The organism is Gammaproteobacteria bacterium CG11_big_fil_rev_8_21_14_0_20_46_22 (assembly GCA_002796245.1).
Taxonomy (GTDB): domain Bacteria; phylum Pseudomonadota; class Gammaproteobacteria; order UBA12402; family UBA12402; genus 1-14-0-20-46-22.
In genome coordinates this window covers 1-15,986 of record PCWT01000067.1, presented here as the reverse complement: position 1 = coordinate 15,986, position 15,986 = coordinate 1, and the positions used below count along the sequence as shown (strand labels likewise).

Annotated in this window: 7 protein-coding genes; 4 read left to right on the top strand and 3 right to left on the bottom strand. The window is 44.3% G+C overall.

The annotated features are described in order from the left end of the window. Positions 1–278: 278 nt before the first annotated feature. Both COV52_09595 and COV52_09590 read right to left on the bottom strand, forming a co-directional pair. Entirely contained in the window at positions 279–1,262 is a 984-nt protein-coding gene (locus tag COV52_09595) for a hypothetical protein (protein ID PIR10267.1), read from the bottom strand. Between the two features lie 20 nt (positions 1,263–1,282). After that, positions 1,283–4,159, bottom strand: coding sequence for a hypothetical protein (locus COV52_09590; protein PIR10266.1), 2,877 nt, complete (start codon positions 4,157–4,159; stop codon positions 1,283–1,285). Between the two features lie 93 nt (positions 4,160–4,252). Here COV52_09590 and COV52_09585 point away from each other — a divergent pair, with 93 nt between their 5' ends. The 4 genes from COV52_09585 to COV52_09570 all read left to right on the top strand — a co-directional run bounded on the left by COV52_09585 (position 4,253) and on the right by COV52_09570 (position 14,659). Next, positions 4,253–4,744, top strand: coding sequence for a hypothetical protein (locus COV52_09585; protein ID PIR10265.1), 492 nt, complete (start codon positions 4,253–4,255; stop codon positions 4,742–4,744). A gap of 387 nt (positions 4,745–5,131) precedes the next feature. Continuing rightward, the gene (locus tag COV52_09580; protein ID PIR10264.1) at positions 5,132–6,925 is read left to right on the top strand and encodes a hypothetical protein; all 1,794 of its coding nucleotides are present in this window, start codon (positions 5,132–5,134) and stop codon (positions 6,923–6,925) included. Position 6,926: 1 nt separating this feature from the next. Further along, positions 6,927–9,227 (top strand): hypothetical protein, encoded by a 2,301-nt coding sequence (locus COV52_09575; GenBank protein ID PIR10263.1) that lies wholly within the window; start codon positions 6,927–6,929, stop codon positions 9,225–9,227. 5 nt (positions 9,228–9,232) lie between these two features. Beyond that, positions 9,233–14,659 (top strand): hypothetical protein, encoded by a 5,427-nt coding sequence (locus COV52_09570; protein PIR10262.1) that lies wholly within the window; start codon positions 9,233–9,235, stop codon positions 14,657–14,659. Here COV52_09570 and COV52_09565 read toward each other — a convergent pair. After that, positions 14,656–15,774, bottom strand: a complete 1,119-nt coding sequence (locus COV52_09565; GenBank protein ID PIR10261.1) for a hypothetical protein — start codon at positions 15,772–15,774, stop codon at positions 14,656–14,658. The genes COV52_09570 and COV52_09565 overlap by 4 nt on opposite strands. Positions 15,775–15,986: the final 212 nt, after the last annotated feature.

Below are 15,986 nucleotides of genomic sequence, written 5' to 3'. Positions count from 1 at the left end.
AAACAGTTTAATAGCCAAGGCTATTATGGCGCCCCGAAAGGGTGACGCCGAGACCAGCTAAGGTCAAGAAGGGTGAGTCCATTTCATTGGATTGAAATGCGAAGCATTGAAAACCCGGAAAAGCTAAACCTGGGTCTTCGCGCAAGCGCTTGACCCAGGCTACGCATTCTCACTACGGCGAGACAATAAGGCGTCTTATTATCCCCGCGCAGGCGGCGATATTGTGAATTAAAAGGGTAATTGACCGCTTACCTTTAACCTCTGACTGTTATTGACGATTAGGGTGGAGGTGGCAGATTAGCACTATTATGTGCTGCTGAGGAAATTCCGCCTCGTTGAAAATCGTTACCTCTTAGACATGAAAAAAATGTTATGCCATTTAGTGGCAGGGCCTGGGCAGAACGCTCTACTGCTTCTTTGTAAGACTGTTTTAGCCTAACAAGTGAGTGTGACGCAAAATCACCATTTCCTGTGTTGACTCGGACACCGTAGCCGACATGGCCTTCGCCATCTTTACTTCCATTAATCCAGTTTTCTGAACCTAAGATTGTTTCAACATTGCCAAACTCATAAATATCTAGCTGGATTAACAGTCTGTGGCTCCGCGGTGTTTCAAAGCAGACAGTTTTTGGGTAGCTGCCTAGCCGACCGTTTTTGAGCATCCAGTAAGCAAAGACACAGCCAAGAGAGTGCCCCGCAAGCATTAAGCCATTCATTCTTGAGTGATCATTGTTAAAGTACATTTTTTTAACGGTATTAAAAAAATGTTCGCCAGCGTAGCAGTATTTTTTCGGAAACTTGCCAACGCTTACGCTTACGTCTGCTTTAAGGTGAGCCATAAGGATTGGGTCTGGATAGATTATTGGTACGATTGCCGTGGTTGGTATGGATGGGATGGGATTGCTCGATAGAATGGGTATTCCAAACGGTCCTGAGGGTGGTGCCGCAGCAAAACAAATTGGATTGGGATGTGTACCTGGCGTCACTATGGCCGTTAATCCGTCTGACCGTTGCACGCAGATTCCGTGGTACTCATGCGCGTTATTTTTTGTTTCCTTTTTAGGCCATTTCTTTATGAGATCATCGGAGGTTGTGATAAGGCGCCAAGTGGCATACAGTTCTGTTAGTGAGCTAATGTCGGGAAGTTTTTCTCTACCGAAGTAAAGCTCATAGCTCCAGTTCACGAGACACATGAGGTCTAGCCGTAAATGATCATCTTCCTGATTCTGTAAAAAGCTGCCGACAATGTATGGTGATGGCATAGAGCCTCCTATGATTGTTGCTATGAGTTAGAGTAATCAGGCAAACGACCTGGCGCATCACTATCGCTATCGGGCGCTGGTTGGAAAAAACGATCTGGGGAAGTAGGCAAAGTTGAAGCTTTGTTATTTGTTCTGTCGAACTTTTGTTTCAATGCTAGAATGGCCAGGTAGCCAAGTGAGATTAGCGAAATAAGGTTTTGAGCGTGGTAGTCTAGTCGGTCAAAAATTCTTTGAGATTCAATGTCTGAGTATAGTTCAAGCAGGTAATCGGTGCTTCGGTTGAAAACATAATACACATAACTTGCGATTTTCTTTAATTGTTTGGGAAGCAAGTTGTCTAGCAAGCAGGTTAGGCCTCGTTTTATCAGAAGCAACAAAACGTCCATGCAGAAGTCAGCCAGTAGCATGTAGTTTGGGCGATTTTCCGTCGTAAGGTAGAGTTTGATTCCTGTATTTTCTAGTAAGCTTTTCGGTAAATGCTGTCTTAATAGGGTTTTTATGAAGGCTGATTGGGCAAGGTGTGCCGCAGAGAGTTCTCTAAAGTGGCTATCAATCGTCGAGGGCTCAAAGAATTTCTCCAGTACAAAGCCAATCAGGTAGGCTAGTGGTAGCCTAAACGGCAACGATAAGACTTTACCAAGCGATAAAGAAACGTAAGCGAAGGTTGAGTTAAAACATTTTGGAAAGCTGGGTAAATTTCCTTCGCCATGATTAATGAAAAGTTCAAGCGTGGTGGCGGTGGCAGCGTGTGAAACAAGGTGTGTAAAACGATCTAGCGCAGTCTCGTTTCGTCGCATTCTTTCGGCAAGCTCGCCGGTTAATGGCGTGTCTAACAAGGTTTGTGCGCTATGTTGGCCTGACTGAGCGTTTGCTAAAGATTGCGACAAAATGCGGCTGACAATGCTAGAGTCGCCAAAAAGCTTGTGACTGATGTAAGAAAAAAATGCGCCGATTAAGGCGGTAAGCGTATTTTCTTTTTTTAGCACAAAGTTGGCCGAGGCCGTTGTGGTGTTTGCGTATTGCATTTCTTCAAAAAAGTACGGGGATAAATTCACAAGAATCTGGCTGAGGCCATCCAGGCCGTGATTCACTGCCTGAGTGGCTGCAGCAATCAAACCGTTTAAGGGCGCTAGCATATAATGCAGTATGATTTGTCCCGCACGGCAGGCAAAAGAAGCGCTTTCTAGAGGATAGGTTGAAAGTGCAAGCTCCAAAACGGCTATCGCTTGTGATGGAAGTGGGTAGTTATTTCTACTGAGAGCGCTTCTTAATTGCTCTAAATTATGCGGCACTGTGGCTACGTTGCTCACCATCATGTCAGCCAGCGCGCGAAGCCTTTCGTGTGTGGTGGCCATGCCTGCAAAGGAGAGAATGAGGCCGCCGCTTAGGCCAATACACTCAATGCTGCTTAAGGGGCGATTCGAGAGCAGAGTGTAGACTGGTCGCGCATAGCGGGTAACATGCACACCTGCCACGCAAGCCAAGCCTGCAGGACCGGCTGCTGCGTTGAGCAAGGCGAGCAGTAATGGCGGCCCAGCAACATTTAGTACGCGATAGATGGTTTCACGCAAGCTGATACCATAGCGTTGATACGCCCAGTCTTCCAGCGGGCCGCGGGGGTTTTGGATGTCAGGAATAATAATTGCAGCTGTGCTCATTCGGCGCATCGCAAATTCACCAGCAGCTGCTTTTGCGAGAGTTTCCTTCAATAAACTTTCCAGGTGGCTTTGTTTATGCCAAAGCGGTGGCCATGGAATGAAGTAGGTGTATAGGCGTTGATTGCGTTTTAACTGTGATAGTGCTACTTGGCAGGCGCTAATTAAGTGATCTTGATAGGGTTCTGTTAGAGCCTGTTCAATGGCGTCAACCAAGCGGTTAAGTTGCTGTTCTCGGTTTTGCGCAATTTCACTGGTTCTAAAACCATACTGGTGAGAAAAAGTATTTCTATAGGTGTCAATGACAATCTTTACACGGTCCACAAGAGTCATGCGCCGGGGGACTCTGTACTTTACTTTTTCTCTATTGATGGCCATCACAACGCTTGGGTGGCTTTCTAGCTCGGCCAGTAATATTTGACTGATCCGTGTTTTTCTATTTGTGCTTAAGGTCAGGTTTCTGATCGGAGCACAAAATTGAATCTGCCCGCTTAAGTCAAGCCTTCGGACAGCGCATAGTGAAAAGGAGGCCCCTGGAAACTCTTCGTGACCGAATAAAAGGTGGCCTCGGATGTCGCATGACTGGGCTGATATTTTACCCTCTCTGTGTCCTGCAATAAGGCTGTTAAAGTCAGTGGTTAGCTGTGTTTCTGAAGTGATTTTATAAGTTTTTGCATAGATTTTTCCAGCGATTTCAGCTTGTTTGGCCTTTATAGTAAGGCGTGCGCTGACAGCTGCACACATGCCTGGAAAAAATAACTGTTCTCTGGCTTTGATCACAATGTCTCTCGCTAATGTGATCGCGCGATCATCGGTGGGGCGTCCGATGACACCATTAAGGCGCACAATCTGTGCGGTAAAGCGGACCTTGGGGGCATCAACAAAAGTGGTGAGCCTGCTTTCTCCCCCAAATTGGGTGTCAAATACATTGAGCTCGCGGCATGAAGCAATGATTTCATTCTCAACAAAAAAACTACCCATCAAGGCGAGTGTGCATCCATCCCCGCGAATTACCAGGATTTTTACCGCGCGTTGATTTTGCGCTAGCCGCCAGCGTAGTCGCAGTAGCAGGCGTGAGGTGGTTCTAAGAGTGAGTGTTCCCGTGTTTGCTTCATAGTTTAGTATGGCAATTTCATCACTACCGCGAAAATAGTTGACTTCAAAGTTACCCGTATGGGTGAAAAAAGATTGCTCAACATCTAAGATTGAGTAATCTTCGGTATATTCCACCATGATTTTCATGGTGTAAATGACCTTGGGGTTTCTTTTTCATCTCCGGGAATTGATCTAGTCGACTGAAGGCTGTTTTGATTTCTTGGGCTAGAGCGAGATGAGGTGGCGGATGCTTCGTTTGTGGAGTTGGATGAACGCATACTGTCTTGGCTTCTGGGGCTTGAGTTTGACGAGTCGGTGTTGCTTTGGCTTGTCGAGCTAAAGCTAGACCTGGCTGTCATCATGCTTGTTAAACTTGCACTGGATGAGCTGGTGCTACTTTCGCTCCTTGGTGTTATTGGTGGATATGTGGCGCTGATTTCATGCCCGGTCATGCTGGCTGGCGGGCGCCGCCCTGAAGCATCGGGCGCATGCTCTTGGGGCTGTAGCGAAGTGGGGGGCATGTTTGAATGTGTGGCTTTATCGCAGGCAGGCGAGCGAGCAGAAAATTCTGAAATGAAGGCTTTAAATTTCTGCCGGCCAATAGCAGATTTAAACTCTTCAGAGCAAGTAGAAAACCATTTTTCAGCCTCTGCCAAGCGAGATGATGCTTGGTTTGAGCCTCCTTTTTGTAAGGAGTTCACCACAGCTTCAAGTCGGCAGAGAGCAATGTGAAGTGTTGATGCTGATAACTTTATAGCTGCAGTAACGATTTCTTTGATCGTCAAAAAGAAGGTTTGGGCTTTTTCTCTGAATGTTGACATAGAAGCTCCTTGGTTTTATCCGTGATACAAGCTTCTAGTCATTATTTTATGTATGACGCGCTTAAGTTAGCTCAAAAATATTAAGGAAATATTAAGCGCGTTAATTTTTCCTTAAGCATTCTTTGTAATAGTTTGGCTTAAGACATCGCTTCTAATCGATGTCTGCAGGGATGCTGATCACAATAATCACCATAACTTCAGCCTATTATTAATCAAGGTATCAAGCCCGCCTGGCGGAAGGCGAGCAGTTTTATTTAATGGTTTTTTATCTTAATTGTTTGAAAGCATGGGGGAATTTATGGCGGGAGAAAATGAGACTGGGGCACAACCAGAAGCTTCATACAGCATTCATAAAGATATAGTTAGGGCTACGGTTGATTCGGCCACTATTGAGTATGGTTTTAAGAACTCTTTTCATAGATGTGTTCAAGTGCTTTTGCTTTATTTGGGTTATGAAAAAACATTTGTTGATCATCTCATTGCGCTAATAAAGTCAAATTCTCTTGAAGCGTTTGTTGAACTGAATAAAGCTATCAGGGAAAAATTTTTGGCGTATTTTTCTGGAAATAAACTCGCTAGAGAGGAGCTTGAAGACTGCCTTGAGTTTTTCCAGCTTATCTCAGGCCTTTATGCAATCTACAACGATCGTGAAATTGATGGAATACCGAGTGTGCAATTTTCGCTTGATTCTAATAATGAAATTACGGGCATGATTCAGTGCGATATTCGGGCATGCGCTTTTTCTTCCGAGCTTTTGGACAATGGTGTGATTTTACCTGAATTTAAAGATCGGTGTGATGCGGATGTTTTTGATCGATGGCGCCTGGATCATCTATTAAGGCTGCCGATTGATATGAGAATATTTGACGCTCTTTTTGATACCTTGGGCGATGTAAGTTTATTGAAGCATACAACAGCTCAGAAAATCGCTGATTACGCTGAAGGTGCTGTAAAAGCTGAAAGTAACGATGAATTTATCGACACGATTAACAGAACGGCCAGGAGAGATATTCTTCCAATCTATCCTTCAAGGAAAAAGGGTTTTAATCGCTTCGTTTACTTGTTGGCAGAAATTAGAAGTATGTACGCGCAAGTGGCTGTGGTTTATGTGCCTATGTATTATCCCGAGAGGACGAAGGTTGCGCTTCCCATTAATCCAAACTCCAAGCCTGAGACAGAACAAGCTGAAATCACTTCTTTTGAATATTTTAGCGATTGTTTTGATCGCACTGTCTTTGGGCCTGACGAAGAACTTCCGAAAAAATGGATGGCAGATAAGGAAAAAAAATATAATTTTCGGGGAAAAGTTTTGTCAAGGGAGTGTGATAACCCTAGAAAATTTCAGGACATTGTTGATTATACTGTTGTTCCTAAACTTGGTTCAATGATGTGGGAGAGTTGGCGAAGGGCTCGCAATAACCTTGTTGATGTTTTGGCGCGGATGTGGGCGTTTAATCACCGGGAAGCGATTTGCTATACATTGCCCCGCCCTGAAAATAAAAGAAGTGCCTCACCAAGCCAGCCCGATGTGCCGATGTCTGAGATGACGTCATTTTTGGGTACTGGGACGATCACAATAGAAGCACCTGAAGGCTCAGAATCTGTCCCCTTCTCGAGAGCCCAACGTCTTGAACTTATTGGAAATGTGCTGCGCATGTCTACTCCTGGAACTAACTATAGATTGCAGAGTAACTGCTTAGAACATGTCAAATGGTTGGCCGCGTATTTGTTTTATATGGAAGATTATAGACAGCCAGATATTATTAAAAGCCTTGATTTACTTGTAAACCAGTCTAAATCAATTGCTTTCTCAGAAAGAGAGGATGTGGGTAGACGTTATGAAAATCTTGCTAAATCGAGTCAGGGCTTTCTATTGCGAACCTTCAGGGATGGTGCTTGGATTCACCATACAGGTGATAAACATAAGCAAGCGTGTCTGGATGTAATCCGTAAGGAAGTTAATCACTGTATTAAAAAAGAACTGCCTTTAATGTCTTTTTTTGCGAAAAGGGATTGCGACACGGTCAATAATCTATTGGATTCACATTTGCCACCATCAACAGATTGGTTGGAAGCTCAAAGGAGGAATTAATATGGGGATAAGAAAAACCATACCCAGGGTTAAGGTTTTGCTTAATCCAGATCTTCATGCACTAAATAGAGAGATACTGCGTCATTATCAAGACTCTCTTAAAGAAGTATTTCCAGATACATACCATAATCTAGAAAAACAAGCCATTGAGTATCCGGCTTTGAAGCAACAAGGTATACAACCAAGGGATATATGGTGGGTTAAAATTGCGATTGTTTTATCTAAGGTCTTTAAGGTTAAGGTTAATACTCATGAAGTTGAGCTCCCTGGTTCCTCATTAAGGTTATCTCAAGCATCACATATCTTCCTTGAGTGGTTTAAAGCCTATTTTTTGGGAAGAATAAAAAAAGATATGAAAAATGACTCAGATTTTTCGCAGTATGCTGATTTGTATTATAAAGATGAAATTAGTGATCCTGTCGTATTGGTGGCCCATTTATATTTTAGGCTAATGACTACAGCATTGTGCGATGGTTTTTGTAATCGAGGAAGTTATACGGATCTTTTAAAAGTAATGGAAATATTCACAGGTAAGCTTGTTGAGAGCAGGATTCCTCCTTTTGTTAGAGTAGGTATTATCCTTCCCCATAATAGGGACCAGCCTCAGTCATCGGCCTGCGAAAGGCAGATAACTTCGGGAAAATTCCGTAGAGTCATTCAACTGGCTACGCGCTCAATAGAAATAACAGAACAAATTAATGCTAAGAAAAGGGCATTCAGTAGTGTTCTTGAGCATTTGGTGCTTGTTGAGCGTCAGCTAAAAATACGGATTATTTCTATATTAAATCCTTTTTTTGGATCTGTTTCATTGGTTAAGGAAGACTTCCTGCCGGTTAGCTTTAGTGAGGAGGAGAGACGATACCTTTCTACCACTAAAAATAATTATAATTCAGAAAGGATATTAGCTTGTTACAGAATAAAAGACGGAGTGGGGGTAGGCTATGAGAAATTGACTCGCGCTTATCGCCTTTTGGGAAAGGCTCAGCTTTTGCTTGAGGTCGTTGGAAGCTTAGAGTCGCTGTGTGAGATTGTTGGTTGGTTGCCTTTGTTTTTTGGTTTAGTAAGGCTTGATGGGCTCACCAAAGAATTGAAGGAGTACTATGCTGAATGTGACGGCCTAATTTACGTGGGAAAAAATGACCCTCTTAAGCTTAAGAAGAAACGATTTCGTCCGGCATATGAAATTGTAAAGCACGCTATATCTCTTTTTAAAGACCATGTTGACTTGGTTGGTGAGTTTTCTTATACGGATATTAAAGATTTACAAAAAATTATGTCTGAAGATTTGCTTGTAAAACTACGAGCCATGGCTTTGGGGCATATACGAAATATCATTATCAAACAGAGAGAAATTGGGATCGTCGTGGTTGACGAAGGCTTGGTTGCTGAGTTTTGTAAAATGATGAACCCTCCTTCAATAGCAATAAGAGATACAGCTTTTGTTGATGCCCCATCCATCGAGGGTAACTGTTTCAAAGCGTTATCCGACTTTTTAGACAGAAAATCAAAAGATAAAAATGACAGAAGAGCAGACTTTGATCGGCTCTGCCAAACAATGAGAGGCTCTAACTTTGAGAATATACTTGAGCGTTTAAAAGATCATATGCGAGATTTAAAACATGCTCGAAATAGCAGTTATGCGAATTTCTTGAAAGGACTTCTTTTCTATAAGCCTGAATTTCTGGTTCGTGCCATCAAAGATTTTGACCGTCGCCTGGAAAAGCCGGGATGTTTGTCCCCTGTGGTGTCTTCTCAGACTGTGCCTGCCCCATCAGCTATGCCGCGCCCGGCTAGTCGATCGACATCTCCTGGGAGGCTTTCGGCACGCACTCCCTCGCCAGGAAGGCAAATACGTTTTGCGGATGAGTCTTCAGTTAGTCGAGCATCATCAGGGCGCGCGGCATCTCCGATCAGCTTTCATAGCACTCACTCCTTGCCAGTAAGATCAAGAAGTCCGTTTAGTGGCCAACCATATGTGTCAATGCCATGTGCATCAGTAGCATCGGCACATACACAACCCTTTTCATCATCGAGCCCATCACAACAGGTGAGATCCTCAGACAATTTTTCATCTGCGCCAGTTTCTTCGGCAGGCATGCCTACAACATCGGTTTCACCTGCTGCTTCAACTGCTCCTGCACAGCCAGCTCAGCCGAGCTCTGCTCCAGCGCCTGTTCCAACGGTATTGCCTCAGTCTGGCCCCGCTATTTTTCTTCGTGCTCGCCCTGGCTCTTTTCAAACCCTACCTTCGAGGAGAGGGGCGGCCACAAGAGGCGTCGTATCAAGACCATTGGGTAGATAGTTTTGATGCCTCGAGGAATTGATGAAACTATAGAGCAATGTTATCAGGTTACTGGTGTTCTCGAATATTTCCCTTACGAAAGGGGATCGCTAGAACAAGATTTTATCAGGGGTTTTGCTGAGGCTCAGGGATTTTCTATTCCTGATGGCTCAAGTATTCGTCTCGCAGGTTTCGATGTTTTTTTGAATGGTGAGCCTTTAAGCTCTAGAGAGGAAGCCTTGTTTTGGGCGGGTTTAGAGTTTCGCAATCAACACTCTTCTTTCAGGCCATTGCAATCGTTTTCAATGAGCCAAGAGACGCGCCAATTACTCTGCTTAATAGGCTCTCAAGCTCAAAGACGGACTCTACCAGAAGAATCCGATGAATCCCGATTTTTAGAAATTGCTGGTGAAGTGACAGCCGAGCGTGTTAGCACTGTTGTCAGCGAGGCGGTCAGGCCAGATGTACTTTTTGAAGAGATGGGGGAAGGGATAGCTCACTTTTCTGACTCTCAGGCACGGCAGCTTGCTGCACGGACTGCTAGCTTTAGGGTATGGGAGAGGCGAGCTAAACTATTTGGCCACATTGAAAAAGTTGTTGAAGCACGAGATGACTACGCTAAACGGCGCAGTTTGGTTCCGAGCGACTCTTCTTTAGAGCGCTTACAGGATTTCGGACTCTCTATTAGTAAGACCACAGTCAATTGGGTTTTGGGCACAAAGTTGATAGAGGGGATAGCGCTTTCTCCGCACGTTGAGTTTATTAGCAACTTCTTATTAACGAGAGCGATTACCTATGGTCCATGGGTGTATCGTTTTGCTAGGATTGGTTCTGGTCTAACTATGATTGGCGGAGCGTTTCTTGCTGCAGAGCTAGCCAAGCCATTGGTTGAGGAGTTATTCCGCCCAACCTATCGTACCCCTAATCAGCTAGCAATTCCTAATGTTACGATTGATATTTCTGCTCGAATACAGCCATCGCGCACACAGGCTCCTGCTCACTCGTCGAATGCGCTGGTTCCCAGGGAGGCTTTAAGCGGGTCAATTGATGATGAGTATTCACTTCAATTTCTTGGGCCTGCTGAGCGAGAATATATTTTAGATCATAGCTCCGCTGCTGAGCCCGCTTATAGCGATCAATCCAGGGGTTCGAATGAAGGTTCTGCTGTGCTGTCTAATGTGCGAGCCTCGCTGCCGTTAAGGGCGAGTTTTTCACAGCGATCGGAAGATGCCAGTTTTACACGTGCTCATCTAAGTTTGCTCAGGTCAGAGCTTGGCTCTCATGAGCCACAGGGCGCTTATGTCGATTACAATCGGGAGCGAGGGTTTGGGCGCTATGGTGGTCAACCTGAGCGAGAAATCGCCCTTTCCCTGGCAGGTACAACCGCCTCGGGCATGTTGTATTTTTCTCCAGCGATTCAAGGCTCGGTGGCTGTTGATTTAACGATTAGCGGTTTAGCCACCGTGGCTAAATATGCCGCCCCTGCCGTTGCGGTGGCCTACTTCGGTTATAAGGGTATCAGAAAATTATCAGAGTATATTCACTGGCGATCCTTGTCAGATGATGAGCGCTCTGACATGACGATCGCGAAGAAGGCTGCCGGCCTTGTTTCAGCGACCCAACATTCGATTGGTTTTTTCAGTTATGTGGCAAACATCAGGCACAGTTGGGATGATGTCTGTGAGGCGCGAGCGAGGGATATAGGTGAGCATATTGACTTAAGAGTCAAGAATGCAAAAACCGACCAGGAGCGCTTCCATTGGCAAGCCAGGCAGTGGGCGATCAAACAAAAGCAGTATGGGGTTTGCGCAGAATGGAGCCGCGGAGAAAATACAGAAACAATGCAAGCTTTCTCAAATTATTTGGATGATGTATTTAAACGAGCACATCAGGCCATTTATCTTAAGGATTACAATAATGCGCAGCGATACGTGGCGAACCTGAAAAATTGGCTGCCCAATAACTTTTCTGTTCACTTGATGAGTGCACACATACAGGAAGGTCGTGATCCTGTTTCTGCGACTCAGGCTTTTGATGGGCTTAAAACTTTAGCTAAGACGCCTAAGCAACAAGCTGAATTCGACAAACAATATTTTTCTCATCTATTTCGGAAAACAATTTCTACCCAAGGAAAGACTTTTGACGAGTTGATGGCATACGCGAAAATTCGTGTAGGTGAAGGTAGCGATTCGGCTAAGCTTAACGATCTCTATGGGGTTTGCTTTTTTGATTTTAAGGCGAATAAACTAATTACTGATGCGAGAACCATCTTAGCACGGTTTGAATGTATGTCTCCCTCTGTCAAAGCGCCACGTGCCTACCAAAAGCTGCTCGCGAATGCTCAGTATAATGTGGCAGTAGAAGATAATGACGCAGATAAATTCACTCATGCGTATCAGCTTTTTCAGTCAATCGATCATTTGACGCTGATTGATAAGCTTCAGATGGGGATTTGCGGTTTGGCTTCTTCGTCGAAAACGATCGTAGCAGAAAGCTTTGAAAAGCTTGCTGAAGATTATCAAGCAGCAGCAAAGGTAGAAGAAAAATCTGATGAGCTTCGTGATTTTATGGTCTCATCAGCCAAAAGCTTGGCTTCTTATGCTTCTCAAGGGGGGCAGTGTGACCTCAGTATTCACTATTATGAGGCGGCAGAGTCGCTTTTGGGTGCTTCTGATGATACAAGCCTTGGGCTTGCAGTTGCCTACGCTAAATGGGCTCAGGTTCTTTCCAAAACAGACGATGTTGATAACAAAGCATTGCAAGCTGAGGTTAAAAAAAGTTGGGAGTTATCTCGTCAGTATTTTGAAAAATTAGCTGAGGGTAGTATCAGCTCTCCTGATCTACAGCTTTGCTTCAGTTACGCTAAAATTAATTCAGGCAGGTATGATTATAATGCGGAGAGAAAGCAGCTAAATGAGATTTTATCTAAGGTAGATCGGGCGTTAGAAAATAATCCTACAAGCAGTAGTTTACATGAGTTAAGAGACAGTGCTTTTCATGGTCTGCTGAAAATTAATCAAGAACAAGATCTGCCGGGTGAGATCGTGGCACTTTATGATTGGGCTAAATCTAGAACCAATGAGCACTTGCCTAGCGATGGAACCATGAAAGCCTTGGCTGAAGCCTCGATCATCGCGTTATACCAGTTATATGGCCAGGCAAAAAATCAAAACCTTGCGCCAGACAGTGCCTACTATGAGCGCCGTTGTTTAGCGTTAGCGGGTGAGTTGACGGCAATGGATGAAGAAAATTTTACCGCCAAAATAGTGCGCGCCCGAATTGTATTAATGGGGAGTGATGCGGCCGCTATTCTTAGCGCCAACCAGGAAATTAATTCGCTTTGCCAGCAGCTTGAGCAACAAGCATCCAAAATAGGTGAGCAAACACTAACAAGGCAAGATAAGAGGAAGCTGGGCGAAGCTTATATAATGAAGGCAGACTTTCTTCTTAGGTGTGATAAAACTAGAGCCGGTATGCAGGCTGCGATCGCATGCCATAAGAAGGTTATCGACCTGGGCGTCCACTCCTTATCTCAGGAGCTATTTACCATCTTGGAGCTTTATGGACAGCTCAATGATGTAGAGGGTGGCCGGTTGTTTGCTCAAAGCTTAGTTAAAAGCCATGAGGAAAACTTCAAGCTTAATTTAGTGTACATTAACTTTTTAAGTAAAAATGGTTTCATTGATGAGGCTAAGCTGCATTTAGAAGCGCTTCTAAAGGAAGGGAAGATTGGGGAAAATGAATTTAGTGAGGCTCAACAGGCCTTGGGCACTTATCAGTGGCAACAGTTTAGCGGCTTTCTTATAGAGGTTTTCTCAAAGCTATTACTTCAATTTGCGCGTCATGTTAATGCTGTAAGTCGTACCAAGTCAGGCGAATACTCGCAGGCCAGTCAAACGCTAGCAAAAACTTACTGTGTTATTTATGAGCTCATAGGCGAGGAGCTGTTAAGTTGTTTGCCAGTTGCTATGAGCCATAGTTTGGCTGTTGCGCTGGGCGTGATAGACCCTTCAGAGAAGAGCGCTTGGTTTGCCCAACTCAGTGATGCACTCAAGCGAAAATTAACGGACGTGCCTAAGTTATGCAAGGCTTTTTTTCAGTTTTTCCATTTGCTCAGAGAACTTAATTGGATTGAAAACACAGGCCTTTTAAAGAGATTTGCTGATGTAGGTGAGTGTTTGTGTTTACCCGTAACGCCTTTTGCTTTTGAGCTTGGAGCCTGGATTTTTGGTGGGGCAGCAGATTTACCTTTATTAACCGGACCATTTGCGGCGCTACATATCACTTCTCTTGCGGTTAGTTATATTTCTTCTTTGGTAAGTGCGTTTGATCAAAATGGGAACTTGCGTTCTGAAACAGCGTATTCTTTGATGGTTCGTGATTTATCAGCAACACTGAGTATTATGAGCATGACCGCCATGGCGGCCATGAAATTTCCTGTGGTTAAGGCGGCTTTTGTCAGCGGAGGTGCAAAAGCGGTTGCTGTTTGGGGCACTATTGGAACCTTGGGTAAAGTCGCGATAGTGTTTGGTGGGGTTGGGGTTGGTATAGGACTGGGTTACCTGCTGCGCAGGCGATATAAGTTTGCAGGGCGGCAGGCCGAAATACAGAACGCCAGAATTTTGGCAATCCAGGGCAAGTACACGCAATCTCGCTTGAAATATGATCATGCTATTTCTCAGGATCCTGATAATCTCTCTCTAAGGCAGGCTCGAGATCAGGTAGAACTTGCGTTTTTCTTTAGTGAGAGTCGAATGAGAGATTTGCTTAGCAAATGTGATCAGGTATTGGCTGCACTGCCCGGTGATAGGAATACGCTTTTTTATAAAGTACAAGCGTTTATTCAGCAGGATCGAACCTATTTGGCAGAAATGATTTTAAAGGAGCTTGTGAGAAATTCTGATGATTGGCCTGCGCAGGCTCAACTGATTCATCTTTATTTTTTGACGGGGCGCGACGACTTGGCCTTTTCTGAAAGCAAGAAACTGGTTGTGCAGCTTGAAAATTTATTGGGCATTAATGCCAACGCACTTAACAAAACGATCGAAGATCGTTGGGGTTTTGCAGGGTTGTCTCAACAGCTTCTTGATTTTAGGCGATCGCATCCAAATTCAGGAAATTTTATACCGCTTGTAAACTCCAACTCGCGATTTAGTCGACACATTGATGCTGAGTTATTGGAAAATGAAAAAGCGAGGCTTGAAGATCAGTACCAAAAAGTTTTGGCACAGATGGCACTTTTTCGGTCCGCAATACGTGATCGTTGGATAAATGTAGGATTAAACGCAGCCGTTCAATTTGTTGACACCTTGATACAGACGAATTTATTGCCTGCTTGTTTCGAGCAAGAAAACTCACACTTTCCATCTAAATTATTGCATAAATTCCATGATGAAGAGCGTGTACAGGCTAACTTCACTTTACAAGCTCACCCTGAATTTAGGCCTATCTAAGCTCGGGGCTGAGGCAGAGGCCCTGGCTCTGAGCTTATATCGATCATTGCCTTCAGACGATCGATTTTAGCCCTTAGTTTTTCAATGGCCTTGACACATTCGCTTTGCGTTAGCGATTTCTTAACTTCTTTTATGACAGGCTGTGGTCTTTTGGGGTGCTTTGATTCGGCTTGTTTTTCTTGAGCTTTCCTTGTGGCATCCTTGTCAACTTCAATTAATGTGACGTTTGCTGGAGGCTCCCACTCTTGTCTGCGTATAGTTGTGTAGAGTCTCATCACTTCTTCTAATAGTGCAATATGCTCGGTTATGAAAGCTGTGTTATTGGGCAAAATGAGTCTGGCCGCCTCCATGCAGGTGATGGCGTTTTCTAAATATAAGCGCTGATCGGTTGTTTCCGACTTGTTGCTAAACAAATTTTGGTAAGTTTTTGCTAAAACATAAAAGCCCACAAAGCGAAGGCTCGATCCTAGTGTTTTAAAGGGTAAAAAATGGGGTAAATCTAACTCGCCATTTTGAATCGAGAAGGGTTTTTCATCGCCAATTAGTTGGGCGACTTTCTTTTGGTTGTTCGTGATGAACCAGAACAATACTTTGATAGCCGTTTGAGAGCTATCCAGCGCAAAAGAGGCGCTTAAACAATCTGAAGCAAGCTTGAAGGTAGCACTTCTTTCCATCAGTCTTGGCTCCCCACCTCTATTATCAAGAAGCAATATCGGGTTGTGGGCTGATTTTTCAGAGATTTTGCTCGGTGTTAATAGAAGTAAGCTTGCGTAAATATTCAATAGATCTTTACTCTTGGGTGGAGGTGTTGTCCCAAAGTACCTAGAAAAAAGCGCCATAGCCTGTGCTGGTTGATTGATTTGAAGTAGCATAACAACGCCATTAAAGACAGTTGCTTCAAGCTTTAAACGATCAACATCGCTTAAACTATTCATTTGAGTTGGTTGAGGCAGTATGGCCTCACAAATTGTCCGATAATATTCGCTGGCATCGTAGTATCGGTAGCTTGCTATCGCTAGCTCTGCTTGGCGAGTTAACTCGCTTATATCACGCTCATGTTTTTGTTCTTTGAAGGCTCTTTCGGTTTGTTTGTTTGCTGAGCGTAGCTGGGCCACATGAACCGCGGTACCTGCTGATGCTGCTGCAATTGCCGTATAAAAAGTTGGCCTATCTCGTGTAATGTGGTCATATAACCTTTCTCCGTATCCACGTTGGTCCTCTGAAATTATTGGGTCTGTACCGGAGACATAGGTTACAGATTATACCGGACACATCGGTAACACTTTAGCCCCAAAGGGATTGTCTAAAGGCTGGAACTTCCGTTCCT

Excerpts from the sequence above, each read along its gene's own strand:
- COV52_09570 (PIR10262.1), top strand. The coding sequence starts at position 9,233 with ATGCCTCGAGGAATTGATGAAACTATAGAGCAATGTTATCAGGTTACT.
- COV52_09580 (PIR10264.1), top strand. The coding sequence starts at position 5,132 with ATGGCGGGAGAAAATGAGACTGGGGCACAACCAGAAGCTTCATACAGC.
- COV52_09575 (PIR10263.1), top strand. The coding sequence starts at position 6,927 with ATGGGGATAAGAAAAACCATACCCAGGGTTAAGGTTTTGCTTAATCCA.
- COV52_09595 (PIR10267.1), bottom strand. The coding sequence starts at position 1,262 with ATGCCATCACCATACATTGTCGGCAGCTTTTTACAGAATCAGGAAGAT.
- COV52_09590 (PIR10266.1), bottom strand. The coding sequence starts at position 4,159 with ATGAAAATCATGGTGGAATATACCGAAGATTACTCAATCTTAGATGTT.